At 66.5% G+C, this 17,006-nt stretch carries 16 protein-coding genes; 3 read left to right on the forward strand and 13 right to left on the reverse strand.

What is annotated here, in order from left to right; translation table 11 throughout:
- Nucleotides 1-38: 38 nt before the first annotated feature.
- The 12 genes from KHN93_RS11825 to KHN93_RS11880 form a co-directional block, all read right to left on the reverse strand.
- Nucleotides 39-1,283, reverse strand: coding sequence for a glutamate-5-semialdehyde dehydrogenase (locus tag KHN93_RS11825; protein WP_211920160.1), 1,245 nt, complete (start codon nt 1,281-1,283; stop codon nt 39-41).
- Nucleotides 1,284-1,413: 130 nt separating this feature from the next.
- Nucleotides 1,414-2,568: a glutamate 5-kinase gene (proB, locus tag KHN93_RS11830; protein WP_166768585.1), complete on the reverse strand. Its 1,155-nt coding sequence runs from the start codon at nt 2,566-2,568 to the stop codon at nt 1,414-1,416.
- Between the two features lie 13 nt (nt 2,569-2,581).
- Nucleotides 2,582-2,842 carry a YciI family protein gene (locus KHN93_RS11835; protein ID WP_043087828.1) on the reverse strand — a complete coding sequence of 87 codons (261 nt, stop codon included), beginning with the start codon at nt 2,840-2,842 and terminating at the stop codon, nt 2,582-2,584.
- Nucleotides 2,842-3,195, reverse strand: coding sequence for a cupin domain-containing protein (locus KHN93_RS11840; protein ID WP_039521854.1), 354 nt, complete (start codon nt 3,193-3,195; stop codon nt 2,842-2,844). The genes KHN93_RS11835 and KHN93_RS11840 overlap by 1 nt, the downstream gene beginning before the upstream one ends.
- Nucleotides 3,195-4,490 (reverse strand): argininosuccinate lyase, encoded by a 1,296-nt coding sequence (locus KHN93_RS11845; RefSeq protein WP_102254280.1) that lies wholly within the window; start codon nt 4,488-4,490, stop codon nt 3,195-3,197. The genes KHN93_RS11840 and KHN93_RS11845 overlap by 1 nt, the downstream gene beginning before the upstream one ends.
- A gap of 127 nt (nt 4,491-4,617) precedes the next feature.
- Nucleotides 4,618-5,568 (reverse strand): N-acetyl-gamma-glutamyl-phosphate reductase, encoded by a 951-nt coding sequence (gene argC, locus KHN93_RS11850; RefSeq protein ID WP_211920162.1) that lies wholly within the window; start codon nt 5,566-5,568, stop codon nt 4,618-4,620.
- The gene (locus KHN93_RS11855; protein WP_211920164.1) at nt 5,565-6,176 is read right to left on the reverse strand and encodes a GNAT family N-acetyltransferase; all 612 of its coding nucleotides are present in this window, start codon (nt 6,174-6,176) and stop codon (nt 5,565-5,567) included. Before KHN93_RS11855 ends, argC begins: the two co-directional genes overlap by 4 nt.
- A 5-nt stretch (nt 6,177-6,181) precedes the next feature.
- Complete coding sequence (locus KHN93_RS11860) at nt 6,182-7,525, reverse strand: acetylglutamate kinase (RefSeq protein WP_046343012.1); 1,344 nt, start codon at nt 7,523-7,525, stop codon at nt 6,182-6,184.
- A 49-nt stretch (nt 7,526-7,574) separates the two neighbouring features.
- A complete protein-coding gene (locus KHN93_RS11865; RefSeq protein WP_211920166.1) occupies nt 7,575-8,675 on the reverse strand; it encodes an acetylornithine deacetylase in 1,101 nt (366 codons plus the stop codon).
- A gap of 345 nt (nt 8,676-9,020) precedes the next feature.
- Nucleotides 9,021-10,262, reverse strand: coding sequence for an argininosuccinate synthase (locus KHN93_RS11870; protein WP_181118564.1), 1,242 nt, complete (start codon nt 10,260-10,262; stop codon nt 9,021-9,023).
- A 52-nt stretch (nt 10,263-10,314) separates the two neighbouring features.
- Nucleotides 10,315-11,346: an N-acetylornithine carbamoyltransferase gene (locus KHN93_RS11875; protein ID WP_104622760.1), complete on the reverse strand. Its 1,032-nt coding sequence runs from the start codon at nt 11,344-11,346 to the stop codon at nt 10,315-10,317.
- A gap of 312 nt (nt 11,347-11,658) precedes the next feature.
- A complete protein-coding gene (locus tag KHN93_RS11880; RefSeq protein ID WP_039529889.1) occupies nt 11,659-12,156 on the reverse strand; it encodes a glycine zipper 2TM domain-containing protein in 498 nt (165 codons plus the stop codon).
- Between the two features lie 186 nt (nt 12,157-12,342).
- Between KHN93_RS11880 and cysS the strand changes: the two genes are divergently transcribed.
- From cysS to KHN93_RS11895, 3 genes are all read left to right on the forward strand, one after another.
- Complete coding sequence (gene cysS / locus KHN93_RS11885; protein WP_065047285.1) at nt 12,343-13,770, forward strand: cysteine--tRNA ligase; 1,428 nt, start codon at nt 12,343-12,345, stop codon at nt 13,768-13,770.
- Nucleotides 13,771-14,067: 297 nt separating this feature from the next.
- Nucleotides 14,068-14,505, forward strand: a complete 438-nt coding sequence (locus tag KHN93_RS11890; protein ID WP_016903219.1) for a SufE family protein — start codon at nt 14,068-14,070, stop codon at nt 14,503-14,505.
- Nucleotides 14,502-15,752, forward strand: a complete 1,251-nt coding sequence (locus KHN93_RS11895; RefSeq protein WP_039521872.1) for an MFS transporter — start codon at nt 14,502-14,504, stop codon at nt 15,750-15,752. The genes KHN93_RS11890 and KHN93_RS11895 overlap by 4 nt, the downstream gene beginning before the upstream one ends.
- Nucleotides 15,753-15,946: 194 nt before the next feature.
- On the opposite strand, the gene dksA is transcribed toward KHN93_RS11895, so the two are convergent.
- Nucleotides 15,947-16,990, reverse strand: a complete 1,044-nt coding sequence (dksA, locus tag KHN93_RS11900) for an RNA polymerase-binding protein DksA (protein WP_065047287.1) — start codon at nt 16,988-16,990, stop codon at nt 15,947-15,949.
- Between the last annotated feature and the right edge of the window lie 16 nt (nt 16,991-17,006).

Raw genomic sequence — 17,006 nt, forward strand, 5'->3', positions numbered from 1 at the left:
GGTCGTGGTTGCCGGGTGGCTGGCCTGCGTATCGCCGATCAGTGCCGTATCTGGCCCTGGCCCCGCACCACGAAGCGCTCCACGGTCAGCGCCTCCAGACCCATCGGGCCGTAGGAATGCAGGCGCGTGGTGGAGATGCCGATCTCCGCACCCAGGCCGAGCTCGCCGCCGTCGGAGAAACGCGAGGAGGCGTTGACCATCACCACCGCCGAGCGCAGCGACTGCACGAACCGCTCGGCATTGGCGGCATCCTGCGTGGCGATCACTTCGGTGTGGTCCGAGCCGTACTGGCGGATATGCACCAGCGCGGTGTCCAGATCCGGCACCACGCGGATCGCCAGGATCAGGTCGAGGAATTCGGCGGCGTAGTCGTCGTCGCTGGCAGCTGCGACGTCGGGCAACAGTGCGCGCGTTGCCGCATCGCCACGCAGCTCCACGCTACGTTCGCGCAGGGCTTGCGCGGCCAGCGGCAGGAAGCGCGCAGCGATGTCGGCATGCACCAGCAAGGTCTCCAGCGCATTGCAGGCCGAGGGCCGGCTGGCCTTGCCATCGACCAATAGACGCACCGCCAGGTCCACGTCCGCCGATGCATCCACGAACAGATGGCACACGCCCTTGTAATGCTTGATCACCGGCACGCGCGCATGCTCGGCGACGAAGCGGATCAGCCCTTCGCCGCCACGCGGAATCGCCAGATCGACGATGTCGCTGAGTTGCAGCAGCTCCAGCATGGTCTCGCGGCGCAGATCCTCGACCAGGGTCAACGCCGCTTCCGGCACGCCGGCCTCGCGCAAGGCGCGCTGCAGGGCGCGCGCAATCGCGGTGTTGGAATGGATTGCTTCCGAGCCGCCACGCAGGATCACGCCATTGCCGGCCTTGATGCACAGCGCTGCCGCATCGGCGGTCACATTCGGGCGCGCCTCATAGATCATCGCGATCACCCCCAGCGGCACGCGCACCTTCTGCACGACAATGCCATTGGGGCGAACGTCCTCGCGCGTGACCTGGCCGACCGGATCGGGCAGTTGCGCCACCTCGCGCAGTGCGGCGGCGATGCCGGCCAGGCGCCTGTCGTCCAGTGCCAGACGATCCAGCATCGCCGTCCCCACGCCCTTCGCGCGCGCCGCCTCCAGATCGCGCGCATTCGCCGCCAGGATCATCGCCGCATCCTGTTCCAGCGCGGCCGCCATCGCCTCCAGCAAGGCCTGCTTGGCAGACGCGGACAGTTGCGACAGCACTTGCGCGGCATCACGGCATTGCAGGGCTAGGGTTTTGATGGTCATTGTGGAATCGGGAGTGGGGAATCGGGAATGGTAAAAGCGCGCGCCATCACTTTACTGCGACGGAATCGGCAGCGGGAAAGTTGGCTGGAAACGCTCTTGCGATTCCCCATTCCCGATTCTCGATTCCCCGCTACAAAAGCACCAAATCATCGCGATGCACCACATTCTCGCCGTAGCTGTAACCGAGCACGGGCTCGATCTCGCGGGAGTGGCGGCGGGCGATGCGGCGGATATCCAGCGCCGAGTACTGGCTGACGCCACGTGCCAGGCAGCGCTCGCCGGCGTCATCGCGCAGGTAGATCTCCACCATGTCGCCACGCCGGAAATCGCCCTGCGCACCGGCCACGCCGCCCGGTAGCAGCGAGGCGCCCTTGTCGGTCAGTGCGGCGGCGGCACCGGCATCGATCAGGATCGCGCCCGCTTCCACCGGCGCGTGCCGCAGCCAGTACTTGCGGGCGGCGATGCGCGTGCGTGCGGCGTGGATACGCGTGCCGTGCAGGCGATCCTGCGCCAGTGCCCGCACCACATCGCCATTGCGGCCGTTGAACAGATAGGTTTCGATGCCGGCCGCGCCGGCCTTTGCGGCGGCTTCCAGCTTGGTGCGCATGCCGCCGGTGCCCACGCTGCTGCCGCTGCCGCCGGCCATCGCCAGCACCTCGGCGGTGAGTTCGGCCACCTCGTCGAGCGGCCGCGCCAGCGGATTGCTGCGCGGGTCGGCGCTGTACAACCCATCGATATCGGTGGCGATGAACAAGGCATCGGCATCGACCAGGGCGGCGACGATCGCGGCCAGGTTGTCGTTGTCGCCCAGCTTGAGCTCGTCCACCGACACGGTGTCGTTTTCGTTGATCACCGGCAACGCGCCCAGCCGCAACAACTCGCCCAGGGTGGCGCGTGCGTTGAGATAGCGGCGGCGGTTACGCAGGTCGTCGTGGGTGAGCAACACCTGCGCCACCGGGCGCTCGAAAAAGCGCTGCCAGAGCGCGATCAACTGTGCCTGCCCCAGCGCAGCCAGCGCCTGGCGCGCGGCGATCGGCGCACCGGCCTCGGCAGCCTTCGGCAGGATCGCGCGGCCGGCCGCCACCGCGCCCGACGACACGATCACCAGCTCGCGCCCGGCCATCAGGTTGGCCGAGACGAACTGCGCCAGCCCCAGCGCAAAGCGCGGCGACAGGCCGCCGCCATCGGCGGCGAGCAGGCTGCTGCCGACCTTGAGCACCGCGCGTCGCCACGGCGGCAGCGCCTGCTCGGTAAATGACGCAGCAGTGGCGATGGGCGTGCTCATGGCGACAACCTGCTCAGTGCGTGTTCCACTCATGGACGGTCAGCGTGGAGGCATCGCGCAGCGCCAATGGATCGCGCGCGACGATCTGCTGCGCGTCCTCCAGGCTGGCGACGTTGATCAATACATACGCGCCACCGCTGCCATCGCTGAAGCCGCCGGTCAGTTCCAGCTGCCCGGCCGCCCGCAGCGTGTCGAGAAATGCGCGATGCGGCTGCACCACATCGGCCGGAAAATCCGGCTTGCGCATCGCCACTACCAGATAGCGCGTGGCCATCAGCCTGCCTCCTTGTCGGGTGTTGCCTCGCTACGGCCGAACGGCGTGGAAATCACCAGAAAGCGCGCTTCCATCTCGGACAGGTTGTGCATCTGATGGGTGGAACCGGGCGGCACATGCAGGCCCTGCCCGACGCCGAGCACATGCTGCTCGCCATCCAGCTGCAGCATCACCTCGCCGGCCAGCACATAGAAAAAATGCCGTGCGCGGCTATGCCGGTGACGCAGCTCGGCCGCGCCGGGCGGCATGTGCTCTTCGAGCACGCTCAGGTTGGGGTCGCGCAACAGGTGCCAGCCGTCGCTGGCTTCGCCCCAGGGGTAATGCTCGGCGGTGTCGGTGCTGATCACGGCCATCAGACCAGCGCCTGCCAGCGGGCACGCAGGACGTCCAGCTGCAGATCTGCGGCGGCGCCTGGCGAGACGCGGGCGGCCAGGCTGCCTTCCGGCGTGCGCCCCTGCCCTGCGGTGTCGGCCGATTCCGCGGCCGCCTTGTAAGCCTCGCGGAACGGCACGCCGGCAACCGCCGCTTCCACCGCCACGTCGGTGGCGTACATGCCCGAATCGATCGCCGCACGCAGCTTGTCCGGGCGCCATTCCAGATTGGCCAGCAGGGCAGGCAGCAGTTCCAGTGCCGCCAAGCCGCGCCCGAAGCCGTGCACGATGGCGCCCTTGCTGCTCTGCAGATCGCGGTGATAGCCCGACGGCAGCGACAGCAGCTGTTCGATCTCGGTCCGCGCCGCGGCCACGCTGGCGTGGGTGGCGCGCATCAGTTCGATCACGTCGGGGTTGCGCTTGTTCGGCATGATCGAGCTGCCGGTGGTGTATTGCGCCGGCAACGCGACGAAGGCGAACTCGCCACTGGTGAACAACGACAGATCCCAGGCAATCCGGCGCAGGTCCAGTGTTGCGCTGCCAAGCGCCTCGAGCGCGGCCAGTTCGTACTTGCCACGCGAGAGCTGGGCATAGATCGGCGACACCTGCAGGCGTGCAAAGCCCAGCTCGGCAGTGGTGTGTGCACGGTCCAGCGGCAGGTTGACGCCGTAGCCGGCGGCGGTACCGAGCGGATTGCTGTCCACCAGGCGCAAGGTATCGGCCGCACGCACCGCGTCGTCGATGAAGGCCTCGGCCCAGCCCGCCCACCACATGCCGGCCGAGGACACCACCGCACGCTGGATATGCGTATAGCCCGGCACCGGCAGCGCAGCCTCTGCCTGCGCGCGGTCCAGCGCCACCTTGGCGATCTCCGCGCCAAGCTCGGCCACGCGTTGCAGCTTGTCCTTCAACCACAGACGGGTGGCGACCAGGATCTGGTCGTTACGGCTGCGCCCGGTGTGGATCTTGCGGCCGGCATCGCCCAGCCGTTCGGTCAGGCGTGCCTCGATCGCCGAGTGGCAATCCTCGTAGCGCTCGTCCAGCACGAACGCGCCACTGCGGAAATCGGCCGCCAGCAGGTCGAGCTGCTCGCTCAGTCCGCCCAGCTCCTGCAGCGACAGGATGCCAATGTGCTGCAGTCCCTGCGCATGCGCCTTGCTGGCAGCAATGTCGTACAGGAAGAACTCGCGGTCCAGGATGACGTCGTCGCCGGCCAGGAAGCTCTGGATCTTGGCGTCCACCGCCACGCCGGGTTTTTGCCACAACAGATTGGTCATCGGAAAGCGTCTCGAAGTAAATTGTCAGCTTAAATCCCCGCACATGGAGGTGCGGGCTGTTGCTAGGGACTCGCATCTTTGAATCCCCGCACAAGGAAGTGCGGGCTCTTGCGAGGGACTCGCCTCATCAGCCAATCGCAGTCAATTCGTCCCAGCCCAACGCCAGGTTGAGATTCTGCATCGCCTGCGTCGCCGCGCCCTTGAGCAGATTGTCCAGCGTTGCCACCACCACCACGCGCTTGTTGCCCGGCGCCGGCGTCACGCCGCCGATCTGCACGCCATGCCTGCCGGCGATGCGGCTGACCCACGGCGCTTCATCGACGATCTCGATCAACGGTTCGTCGGCGTAACGCTGCGTGTAGCGCGCCTGGACCTGCTCGCGCGTCAGCGCTTGCTGCAGCCACAGGTTGACGGTCATGGTGATGCCACGGAAATGCGGCGCCACATGCGGCATGAACTCTACCGGCACGCCGAGCTGTGCAGAGACTTCGCGTTCGTGCATGTGATTGGTCAGCGCATACGGCATCAGGTTATCGGCCAGCAACTCGGGGTTGTTCTTGTCCGACGGCGTGGTGCCCGCGCCGGAATACCCGGACACGCCGAAACACTGCGGCGGGCCGGCCAGTTGGTCGAGCAAGGGCGCGATCGTCAGCTGCATTGCGGTGGCATAGCAGCCCGGATTGCTGATGCGTCGCTGCCCGGCGTAGCTGCCGCGCGTCAGCTCGGGCAGCCCGTAATACCAGGCCGGATCGAAGCGGTAATCGGCCGACAGATCGATCAGCAGCGTCTGCGGCCTGGCCGCATCGATCGCCGCGACGAAGGGCTCGGCCTTGCCGTTGGGCAATGCCAGGATCACCACGTCGGCGGCCTTGGCGGCCACCGCATCGGCATCCAGGCTCTCGTAGCGCAGCTCACCGCGATACGCCGCGTTGTGCTCAGCCACCGGCTGCCCGGCCAGCTCGCGCGAGGACACGAACAGCAGCTGCAGATGCGGGTGTGCCACCACCAGCTTGATCAATTCCGATCCGGTATGCCCGCGGGCCCCGACGATGCCGATGGTCGTTGTTTGAACAGTCATGCGTTTGCTTCCAGGCGGAACTGCAGGTGGCGTTTGACCCCGGCCCATTCCGTATCGATGATGGAGAACACCACGGTGTCGCGCGGCGTGCCGTCAGGGTGACGGGTGTAATTGCGCAGCACGCCGTCCTGCTTTGCACCAAGCCGCGCAATCGCCGCGCGCGAGGTGTGATTGAACCAACTGGTCTCGAACACCACGCTCAGGCAGCCCAGCGTCTCGAAGGCGTACTGCAGCAGCATCCGCTTGGTGTCGGTATTGACGCCGCTGCGCTGCACGCGCGGCGCGTACCAGGTGTAGCCGATCGACAGCTTGGGCACTGTCGCATCCAGCCCGTAATAGCGTGTGCAGCCGACGACCTCGCCGGCCGCATCGCGCACCACGTAAGGCAGCACCCGCCCGTCGGCTTGCGCATCCAGGGCCGCGCCCACGTAGTCGTCCACCTGCGCCGGTGCCGGCACGCCGGTGTACCACAGCCGCGACAAGGCCCCATCGCCCAGCGCAGCGCGCAGACCATCGGCATGCGCAGCCTGCAACGGTTCCAGTGTTGCGTGTTGCCCGCGTAGCGTGGGCAGCTCGCGCCAAAGCGATGGCAATGCGACGGGCGCCATCGTACTCAGCCTAGCAGCGTCGGCTGGCGCGTCGCGCAATGCGCCACGCAGTGCTGGATCTGCTCGAAGTTCTCCAGCCCGTACCAGAACACCTTCCACTTCTCCTGCTTGATGCAGCCGTCGGACTCGGCGTAGTAGAAAATGTTGACCTGGTTGTTGTGGCGCGAGCGCCAGAACAGCTGCGGGGTTTCCTCGCGCATCACGTTCCACACCGCACGGCCCAGGCCTTCGCCCTGGGCGTCGTCGAGCACGGCGAACTTGTCCAGGTAGATCAGCGCGCTTGCACCCAGCATGCCCTCGTCGGTGAGGATCACCGCGGCGCGGTAGTTCTCGCTGACATAGGCGCGCAGCAACTTGGTGTTGCTGAAGTAATCGGGCACCAGCGTGCGGCCGAAGCTGGATTCGATCAGGGTCCTGAGCCGCGGCAGGTCCAGTTCGTCCCAGGAGGTCGCGCGCAGCACGCGCTCGCCGCGCCGCACCAGCGTGCCCGAGCCCTTGTGGGTGAACAGTTCCTTGGCCAGATCGGCAGGCCGGGTGATCGACACCGACGACTCCAGCGGCAGGCGATCGAGCAGATCCTTGATCTGTTCGATCTTCACCCGCATGCCGCCGTTGATCCACGGCTGCTGCATCAGATGGTCGAACTCGGTGGACAGGTTGATCGAGTCGATGACCTTGCCATCGGCATCCAGCAGACCGCCGGTGCCGGTGAGGAAGATGATCTTGTACGGCTGCAGCTCCTGCACCAGCTCGTTGGCGGCAAAATCCGCGTTGACGTTGAGGATCTGCCCGCTCGGCGTCTCGCCCAGGCTGGTGATCACCGGGATCGAGCCGGCCTGCAGGCTGGCTTCGATCGGCGCCAGGTTGACCGCCTTGACCTCACCGACCAGGCCGTAAGTGTCGCGGTCCAGATACTGCGCTTCGAACACGCCGCCGGTGATCGAGGTCGCACGCGCGCCGTTCTGCTGCAGCGCCTCGACCAGCTTGAGGTTGGAGGCCTGGAACACCTTGCGCACGATCGCCAGCGCTTCCGGCGAGGTCACCCGCAGGCCGTTGACGGTGCGCTTCTCGATACCGGCCGCCGACAGTTCGGCATCCAGCTGCGGGCCGGCGCCATGCAGCACGATCGGGGTGAGCCCCACTTCCTGCAGGAACGACAGCGACGAGGTCAGCGCGTCCAGGTCGTCGCGCAGCACCGCGCCGCCCACCTTGACCACCGCAAAGCGTTTGGCATCCAGCTGCGAAAAACGCTTGAGGTACTGGCTGATTTCCTTGGCGCTGGCCATGCTCGAAAGCAGGCGCACGATGGTCTGGCGGGTCTGTTTGTGGGGCTGTGCGGAGAGGGACATTGCCGTGATCGAAGAGAGGAATGGCCGCGCCTGGGCGCGGAACGCGGCTTCAGTTTGAGCCGTTGATGATGCGATGTACCGACTCGGCGTAACGCTGCAGCTGCGCAAGCGTCACGAACTCGTCGGCGGTGTGCGCCTGGGCGATGTCGCCGGGGCCATAGACCAGGGCGGTGTAACCGCCGGCCGAAAACAGCGAGGCCTCGGTCCAGAAATCCACTGCATTGCCGATCGGCAGGTCCAGCGCATCGGCCACATCGCGGGCGGCCAGGCGGCGTTCTTCAGCCCGCGCGATATCGCCGGACGGCAGGCTCGGCCCACGGAAGGTTTCTTCGAAATGCGCCGCGTGTGGATCGGCAAATCCGGCAAACGTCGCCAGCAAACCGTCCACGTCCATCGACGGCAGCGGACGAAAGCCGAAACGCAGCTCGGCCGCCGGCGCGATCATGTTGGCCTTGATGCCGCCCTCGACCCGACCGATGTTGAAGCGCAGGCCGGTCAGGCCGCCGAAGCGCGCATGCGCCAGCGACTCGACATGGTCCAGCGCCCTGCCGCCCCAGCGCATCGCCTGGTGCAGCGCACTGGCGGATGGATCCTGCTTGCCCGAGGCGTGCCCGGCACGCCCGGCAAACCGCATCAGCACCGAGCTGATGCCGCGATGCGCCAGCACTGCCTCGCTCATGGTCGGCTCGGCAACCAGCACCGCCTCGTACGGCACACCGCGCGCCAGGAACGCGGCGATGCAGCGCGGGTCGTTGGCTTCCTCGTCGGAAGAAAACAGGAAGGCCGCATCGCCCTGCCCGGCATTGGCCGCCGCCACCAGCGCCGCTGCCGCACCCTTGATGTCGCAGACGCCCAGGCCGATCACGCGATCGTCGGTACGCCGCATCACGTGCGGATCGGCACTCCAGTGCGGCGAATCCGGCACCGTGTCCAGATGCACGTTGAACAGATACTTCGGCGTTCCGCGCACCGCATACAGGCTCACCGCACCGGCACCGTGGTCGATCACCTCGACCTGGAAACCGGGCAGCTGCGCGCGCAGATAATCGAAGATGCCACCCTCGGCAGCGATCGCCCGCGGCGGATTGCGGGTGTCGAAGAACACCAGCTGTTCCAGGTGTTCGAGGGTGGAGGCAAGTAGATCGGTCATGTCGGTTTGATCAATGGTCCGAAGTGGCGGCTAACAAAGGTCACAACTGCACCGTGGTGCGAGGTTGCGCAAACAACACATCCAAGCTCCCCTTCGCCCTTCGGGAGAAGGTGCCCCGAAGGGGCGGATGAGGGTACGGGCGAAGCCTGGTGAAGCCAAAAATCTCAGCGGGCGAATGCGGGCGAAGCTCTCGCACTGTTTAACTGCACGAGGCTTCGCTCCTACCCTCACCCCAACCCCCGCTCCGCGCCCCGGCCCGCGCTTGCGGCGCGGGCGCTCCAAGGCACGCGCGCCAGTGGCGCACAAGCCGGGCCTTCTCGCCCCGGGGAGAGGGGCTTTAGATCCTCAGCGATTCACCTGGGCGTACAGCGTCGAGCTCATCCCGAACAGCTTGATGAAGCCTTCCGCTTCCTCCACGCCCCAGTCGGCCGACTGCGCATAGGTCGCGCCCTTGGTGTTGAGCAGGTGCGGCGAACGCACCGCCACCGCATCGACGCGACCACCGCGGGTTTCCAGCGTGACCTCGCCATTGACCTTGGCCTGCGACGACTTCAGGAATGCCTCGATGTCGGTCTTGAGCGGGTCGTGATAGAAGCCTTCGTACACCAGCTCCACCCACTTGCGCGCCACATCCGGCTTGAAGCGGTTCTGCTGCTTGGTCAGCACCGCATCTTCCAGCGCGCGGTGCGCGGTCAGCAGCGAGATCAGGCCCGGCGCTTCGAACACGATGCGGCCCTTCAACCCGATCACGGTATCGCCGGTGTAGACGCCACGGCCCACGCCGTAGGGCGCGAACAACTTGTTGAGCTGGGCCAGGATCTGCTCGCCAGGCAGCGCCTTGCCATTGAGTTCAACGGCCTCGCCTTCGACGAACTTCAGGGTGACGGTCAGCGGCTCGGCCGGCCACTCGCTGCGCGGCGCACACCAGCCACGCGCACCCTCGCCCGGCGCTTCCCAACGGTCGATCTCGCCGCCGGACATGGTCAGCCCGAGCAGGTTCTCGTTGATGGTGTAGGCCTGCTGCTTGGCGCGCACGCCGAAGCCGCGCTCTTCCAGGTACTTCTGCTCGTAGGCGCGGGTCTGGGTGTGTTCTTTCTGGATCTCGCGGATCGGCGCCACGATCTGGTAATCGCCCAGTGCCTTCACTGCCAGGTCGAAACGCACCTGGTCGTTGCCCATGCCGGTGCAACCGTGGGCGATGCTGCGCGTGCCCAGTTCCTCGGCGCGCTTGAGCGCGGCGTCGACGATCAGGTAACGGTCGGACACCAGCAACGGGTACTGGCCCTGATAGCCCTCGCCCGCCCACACGAACGGCTTGACGAAGCCCTGCCAGATGGCCGGACCGCCATCGACGGTGACATGGCTGGCGGCACCGAGTTCGGCCGCGCGCTTTTCGATGAAATCACGCTCCTCGGCATCCACCCCGCCGGTATCGGCAAACACGGTGTGCACCGCATAGCCCTGCGCCTGCAGATACGGAATGCAGAAGCTGGTATCCAGGCCACCGGAGAACGCCAGGACGATGTCCTTCTTGCTGCCGGAAATCGGGAGTTGGGAATCGGGAATGGTGGAAGCAGTGCTCATCATTGTTTCCTTGGTACGTAAAAGTGGGGATCAACGTTCTTGCTGTTGCGATTCTCTATTCCCGATTACCGATTCCCGCTTGTGAAGCGAGGGCAGCCATGATCGCCTTCTGCACATGCAGGCGATTCTCGGCTTCATCGATGGCGATGCAGTTGGGCGAATCCATCACCGCGTCGGTGGCCTTGACGTTGCGACGCAGCGGCAGGCAGTGCGAGAACACGCCGTTGTTGGTCAGCGCCATCTTGCGTTCGTCGACGATGAAGTGCTGGTACTGGTCGCGGATCGGCTTTTCCGGCCCCCAGTTGCCGAAGAACGGCAAAGCGCCCCAGCTCTTGGCATACACCACGTCGGCACCGGCGTAGGCACTGTCGATGTCGTGGCTGACCTGCAGCGAGCCGCCGCTTTCGGCCACGTTCTGCGCTGCCCAGTCCATGTAGCGCGGGTCCAGGATGTAGTCCGGCGTCGGGCACAGCAGGGTCACGTCCATGCCCATGCGGGTGGCGATCGTCAGCGCGGAATTGGCCACCGCGGTGTTCAACGGCTTGGGGTGATAGGTCCAGGTCAGCACGTACTTCTTGCCGCGCAGATCCTGGGTGCCGAAGTGTTCCTGCAACGCCATCGCGTGCGCCAGCTCCTGGCACGGGTGGGTGATGGTCTCCATGTTGATCACCGGCACCGGCGAATACTTGGCAAAGCTCCTGAGCACCTGGTCCTCGCGGTCCTTGGACCAGTCGACGAACTTCGGGAACGCGCGCACGCCGATCAGGTCGACATAGCGGCCCAGCACCCGCGCCACTTCGGCGATGTGCTCCTCGGTGTCGCCATCCATCACCGTGCCCAGATTGAACTCGATCGGCCAGGCGTCCTTGCCCGGCTGCAGCACCACCGCGTGCCCGCCCAGCTGGAACGCGCCCAGCTCGAAGCTGGTGCGGGTACGCATGGACGGGTTGAAGAACACCAGCGCGATCGACTTGCCCTTCAGCTCGCTTCCCAGCTTGTTGCGTTTGAACAACGCGGCCTGGGTCAACAGCGCGTCCAGTTCGGCGCGGCTCCAGTCCTGGGTGTTCAAGAAGTGCTTCAGTGACATCGATCGATCCTTGTGCTGCGTGCTTCTGCTGCGTGGTCCGCCAGGAGCGACGGGGTGCGCGACATGCGCGTTTCTTGCGGTTGAAACTTTTGTGACGTCAAAACGAAAAAACCCAGCCTGCGGGCTGGGTTTTCAACGGCGGAACAGCAAAACGCTCCGGTCACCCAGCGAAAATGTGGGATTCCGGTCGGCGGGCACGCGAGGTCATGCCGGAGGCCATCCGGGCGGCGCTGGTGTCGTGCTGAAAGGCGTTTGCGTACATAGGGCGCGAATCCTCGCATGCATGCGGGTACGGCGCAACCGCCGCGCGGCTCAGCGCGGCGGCGCGACGATGGCGTCGGGGATGTAGGGGGTGACCGAGACGCGGATGCGCAGCCGGTTACCCGGGTCTTCCGGCAGTCGCGAACGGTACTTGGTGCCCTTGTAGACGTAATCCACGTCGAAGGCGATCGGCCGCCGGAACTCGCGCGGTACCTCCACCACCCGGCAGTTGCGTCGCGTGCTGGTCGGCGGCACCGCCATCGGCACGGACGCCGGCTCGGGGCGACGGGAGAACATCTCCTTGACCGAATCCACCATCCGGTTGATGCGGCCCTCGTCCTCGGCGGGTGTCACGACCACCGGTGCGACCTGCTCGGCCTCGCACTGTTCTTCCATGCGGGTGGCACGCAGGGTCTGGTAGACCGGCTCGACATTGAGCACCTGCGCGTAATCCAGCTTCACGTTCTCGATCACCACCACCCGGTTCTTGGGATCGGTTTCTGCCGCGTGCGCTGACGATGCCTGCCAGGCGAACACACTTAGCAGCAGGAAGAACGGGGAAGGTCGCATCAGTACCAGGAGGGCGCAGCCAGGCAATACGTAAGTGTATGGAGCTTGCGATCCCTTGGGCTGAACGCAGCCCATCCGGTCACCGGTGCTGCTGCGCGCGTGCGGTTGGTTCGCCACACCGCCGCGACCGGCTAGAATCGCCCGGTTATCCTTTTTCAGATGCCGATGAGCCTGCGCCTGCACAACAACCTGACGCGGCGGGTCGAGCCGTTCGCACCGCTCGATCCGTCCAGCCCCACCCTGTATGTGTGCGGCCCCACCGTCTACAACTACGCGCATATCGGCAACGCCCGTGGCCCGGTCGTGTTCGATGTGCTGGCCGCCCTGCTGCGCCGGCGCTATGGCGCGCTGCGCTACGCGCGCAACATCACCGACGTGGACGACAAGATCAACGCCGCCGCGCAGGCGCAGGGCGTGCCGATCTCGACCATCACCGACCGCTTCGCCGCGATCTACCGCCAGGACATGGCCGCGCTCGGCGTGCAGCCGCCGGACATCGAACCGGAAGCGACCGCGCATATCCCGCAGATCGTGGCGATGATCGAGCAGCTGATTGCCAACGGGCATGCCTATGCCGCCGAAGGCCATGTGCTGTTCGCGGTGGCCAGCTTCGAGCATTACGGCAAGCTCTCGCGCCGCGATCCGGACGAGATGCTGGCCGGCGCGCGCGTGGACGTGGCGCCGTACAAGCGCGACCCAGGCGACTTCGTGCTGTGGAAGCCCTCCAGCGACGAGTTGCCCGGCTGGGACTCGCCCTGGGGCCGCGGCCGCCCGGGCTGGCATATCGAATGCTCGGCGATGGCTGCCGCGCACCTGGGCCCGACCATCGACATCCATGCCGGCGGCGTGGACCTGCAGTTCCCGCATCACGAGAACGAGATCGCGCAGAGCGAATGCGCGCATGGCGGCGCCACGTTCGCGCGGTTCTGGCTGCACAACGGCATGCTCAACTTCAGCGGCGCCAAGATGAGCAAGTCGCTGGGCAACATCGAGACCGTGCACGACCTGATCGCCCGGCACCCGCCCGAGGCGTTGCGTTACGCGCTACTGAGCGCGCATTACCGGCAGCCGCTGGACTGGTCCGATGGCCTGATCGAACAGGCCAAGAACACGCTGGACCGGCTCTACGGCACCTTGCGCGACCTGGCCGCGGCCGAACACGCTGCCGGGATCGCCCCCGCACAGCCGGCCACGATTCCTGACGAGGTGGAAGCCGCGCTCGACGACGACCTCAACACTCCGCTTGCGCTGTCGGTCATCGCCAGCATCGCCTCCGAGGCCCGCGCGCTGCGCACCCAACTCGCACAGGGCAGCGACGACGCATCGGTAGGCACCGCCGAGCTGTCCAGCCTGAAGTCGCGGCTACTCGGCGCAGGCCAGGCACTGGGATTGCTGCAGCAGGATCCGGCCGCCTGGTTCTCGCGCGGCACCGACGCCGGCGACGATGCGCGCATCACTGCGCTGGTCGAAGAACGCAATGCCGCCAAGAAAACCAGGGATTTCGCCCGCGCCGACGCCATCCGCACGCAGCTGGCCGACGAAGGCATCGTGCTGGAAGACACACCGCAAGGCGTGCGCTGGAAGCGCGCATGACCCTCCTCCCTTCTCCCTTTGGGGGAAGGTGCCCCGCAGGGGCGGATCAGGGTGCGAGCGCAGCCACATGCACCTTCCTTGCGGTAAGAGCGAAGCCACCCGCATCGAATTCCAGCGAGGCTTCGCCCGTACCCTCATCCCAACCCCTGCTCCGCGCCCCGGCCCGCGCTGGCGGCGCGGGCGCTCCAAGGCACGCGCGCCCATGGCGCGCAAACAGCGCCTTCTCGCCCCGGCGGGAGAGGGGCACCATTGCGGTGTCGCCGGGCAGCGCTATCACCGACCGATTCTGGATGTTTGATGACCACCACCCCCTTCCCGCTTGAACCCACCGCCGTCGACGCACAGGCCGCCATTGCCGAGGAGTTCTCCTTCTTCGGCGACTGGTCCGAGCGCTACCAGTACCTGATCGACCTGGGCCGCAAGCTGCCCAGCTTCCCCGAACAGTGGAAGACCGAAGAACACCGCCTGCATGGCTGCCAGTCGATGGTGTGGATCGTGCCCGAGGGCAATGCCGAGCGGCTGGACTTCCACGCCGTCAGCGACTCGGCGATCGTCTCCGGGCTGATCTATCTGGCCTTGCGCGTGTACTCCGGGCGTAGCGCGCAGGAGATCCTGGCCACCGAGCCGGACTACATCGCCGGCATCGGGCTGGCCAAGCACCTGTCGCCGACCCGCAGCAATGGCGTGGCGGCAATGCTGGCCTTCATCCGCGACACCGCCCGCGCCCAGCAGTGAGCACGCCAACGCCCTCGCCCGCCGCCTCGCTGCGTACGCTGCTGGCCCACCCCGGCTTCGGCCTGGTGCTGCTGTATCGCGTGGCAGCGATGCTGTCGTACCAGATCGTCGCGGTCACGGTCGGCTGGCATATCTACGAGATCACCCGCAATCCGCTCTCGCTCGGGCTGATCGGCCTGGCGGAGATCCTGCCGTTCTTCTGCATCGCGCCGTTTGCCGGCTATCTGGTCGATCATCTGCCGCGCCGACGCCTCGGCATGGTCGCGGTGCTGGGCCTGGTCGCCACCGCACTGCTGCTGCTGGCCATCACCCATGGCTGGCTGCCGGTGCAGGGCGTATGGCCGATCTACGCGGCCATCGCACTGACCGGTGCAGCGCGCTCGTTCCTGTCGCCGGTCTATAACGCGCTGTTCGCACGTGCGCTGCCGCGCGAGGCGTTCGCCCGCGGCGCCAGCATCGGCAGCGTCACCTTCCAGGCCGGCATGGTGATCGGCCCGGCGCTGGGCGGCGTACTGGTCGGCTGGGGCGGCAAGGGCCTGGCCTATGGCGTGGCCGCCGGCGTAGCGCTGGTGGCGATCCTGGCGCTGGCGCTGCTGCGTGTCAGCGAGCCGGTCAACGCAGGCCCGCGTGCGCCGATCTTCCGCAGCATCGCCGAAGGCGCGCAGTTCGTGCTGTCCAACCAGATCATGCTGGGCGCGATGGCGCTGGACATGTTCTCGGTGTTGCTGGGCGGCGCGGTGTCGATGCTGCCCGCCTTCATCCACGACATCCTGCATTACGGCCCGGAAGGCCTGGGCATCCTGCGCGGCGCCCCGGCGCTGGGCTCGATCGTGGTCGGGGTGTGGCTGGCGCGGCACCCGCTGCAGCGCAATGCCGGGCGCATCCTGATGCTGTCGGTGGCCGGCTTCGGGCTGTGCACGATCGCCTTCGGCCTGTCGCGGCACTTCTGGCTGTCGGCGGCGATCCTGCTGGTCTACGGCATGTGCGACGGGGTGTCGGTGGTGGTGCGCCAGACCATCCTGCAGCTGGCCACGCCCGATGCGATGCGCGGCAGGGTGTCGTCGATCAACGGCATCTTCATCGGCTCGTCCAACGAGCTGGGTGCGTTCTACGACGGCGTGATGGCACGCCTGGTCGGCCTGGTGCCGGCGGTGGTGATCGGCGGCTGCGTGACCCTGGGCGTGGTCGCCACCACCGCGTGGAAGGCGCCGAAGCTGCGCAAGCTGGATCTGCGCGACCTGCAGTGAGGTCTGCGGCAGTGAGGTCTGCGACGGTGCCCGCCGGTCTGATCGACATCACCCAATCGACACGCCTGGCCGCACGACACGCGCCAGGCGTGTCGATGGCTGCAACGCCCGTTGCGCTCGCGCGATGCGCATAAAAAACCCCGCACATGGCGGGGTCTTTCAGTCGACGGACAAGGCCTGACCCTGTCGAACGATCAGTCGCCCTGCTGCTTCTGCAGGTGCTCCCAACGCTCCTGGGCGTCGATGGTGCGCTCGGCGGTCAGACGCGCTTCCAGACGGTCGATGCCGATCTCTTCGCCGGTGTCCACGCAGTAGCCGTAGTCGCCGTCTTCCAGACGCTTGAGCGTGCTGTCGATCTTGCCGATCAGCTTGCGATGACGGTCGCGGGTGCGCAGCTCCAGCGAGTTCTCGGTCTCGCGCGTGGCACGCTCGGCTTCGTCGCCGATGTCGCGCACTTCTTCGCGCAGGTTTTCGATGGTCTGCTTGGACTCTTCGACCAGGTCGTTGCGCCAGCTCTGCAGACGCTGACGGAAGTACTCCTGCTGCAGCTTGCTCATGTACTCCTCATCGGCTGCAGGCTTGTAGCCCTGCGGCAGGATCGGACGACCGGTGGCTTCATCGGTCTTGTACTCGACCACCTTGTACTTGGTCTTGGGAGTCGGGCTGGCCGGCTTGGAGGTCACGGCCACGGCCACCTTGCCGACCGGACGGGTCGCGGCGGGCTTGGCGGGGGCTTCGGTTTTGGTTGGCGTTTTTGCTGAAGATTTCGAAACGGGCACGGGATTCTTAAGTGGCGGGGTCGCAGGCTTTGCCGGCTTCGCAGGGACGGCCTTGGAGGCCGGTGCGGGCGCGGACTTTTCAGCCTTGACCGGGACTGACTTGGCCGGAGTCGACTTGGTAGCCGGCTTCGGTACGGACTTGGGCGCCACCGGCTTGGCGGCCGGTTTGGCGGCAGCCGGAGCTGCCTTGTTCGCCGCCGGCTTGGCAGCACTCTTGGCGACAGGAGATTTTACAGGTTTGGCGGCCGCGGGTTTGGACGCTGCGGTCTTGGCGACCGGCGCCGGCTTGGCCGCGGTCTTGCTCGCAGCTGCCTTCTTGGCAACCGCTTGCTTGGCAGCCGGCTTGACCTGCTTGGCGGCCGGTTTTGCAGCGGCAGGCGCCGCTGCCTTCTTCGCAACGGGTTTGGCGGACTTCTTGGCGGCCTCTACGGCCTTTTTTGCAGGTTTTTTAGCAGCCACGAAACGCTCATCCTTG

It is taken from the genome of Xanthomonas arboricola pv. juglandis, assembly GCF_905367715.1.
Taxonomy (GTDB): Bacteria; Pseudomonadota; Gammaproteobacteria; order Xanthomonadales; family Xanthomonadaceae; genus Xanthomonas; species Xanthomonas arboricola.

Bases quoted from the DNA above. Each gene is read 5' to 3' on its own strand.
- KHN93_RS11865 (WP_211920166.1), bottom strand. From the start codon at position 8,675: ATGACCGATCTACTTGCCTCCACCCTCGAACACCTGGAACAGCTGGTG.
- KHN93_RS11855 (WP_211920164.1), bottom strand. From the start codon at position 6,176: ATGGCGCCCGTCGCATTGCCATCGCTTTGGCGCGAGCTGCCCACGCTA.
- KHN93_RS11860 (WP_046343012.1), bottom strand. From the start codon at position 7,525: ATGTCCCTCTCCGCACAGCCCCACAAACAGACCCGCCAGACCATCGTG.
- cysS (WP_065047285.1), top strand. From the start codon at position 12,343: ATGAGCCTGCGCCTGCACAACAACCTGACGCGGCGGGTCGAGCCGTTC.
- KHN93_RS11840 (WP_039521854.1), bottom strand. From the start codon at position 3,195: ATGGCCGTGATCAGCACCGACACCGCCGAGCATTACCCCTGGGGCGAA.
- KHN93_RS11870 (WP_181118564.1), bottom strand. From the start codon at position 10,262: ATGATGAGCACTGCTTCCACCATTCCCGATTCCCAACTCCCGATTTCC.
- KHN93_RS11875 (WP_104622760.1), bottom strand. From the start codon at position 11,346: ATGTCACTGAAGCACTTCTTGAACACCCAGGACTGGAGCCGCGCCGAA.
- KHN93_RS11845 (WP_102254280.1), bottom strand. From the start codon at position 4,490: ATGACCAATCTGTTGTGGCAAAAACCCGGCGTGGCGGTGGACGCCAAG.
- proB (WP_166768585.1), bottom strand. From the start codon at position 2,568: ATGAGCACGCCCATCGCCACTGCTGCGTCATTTACCGAGCAGGCGCTG.
- KHN93_RS11835 (WP_043087828.1), bottom strand. From the start codon at position 2,842: ATGGCCACGCGCTATCTGGTAGTGGCGATGCGCAAGCCGGATTTTCCG.
- KHN93_RS11890 (WP_016903219.1), top strand. From the start codon at position 14,068: ATGACCACCACCCCCTTCCCGCTTGAACCCACCGCCGTCGACGCACAG.
- KHN93_RS11825 (WP_211920160.1), bottom strand. From the start codon at position 1,283: ATGACCATCAAAACCCTAGCCCTGCAATGCCGTGATGCCGCGCAAGTG.
- argC (WP_211920162.1), bottom strand. From the start codon at position 5,568: ATGACTGTTCAAACAACGACCATCGGCATCGTCGGGGCCCGCGGGCAT.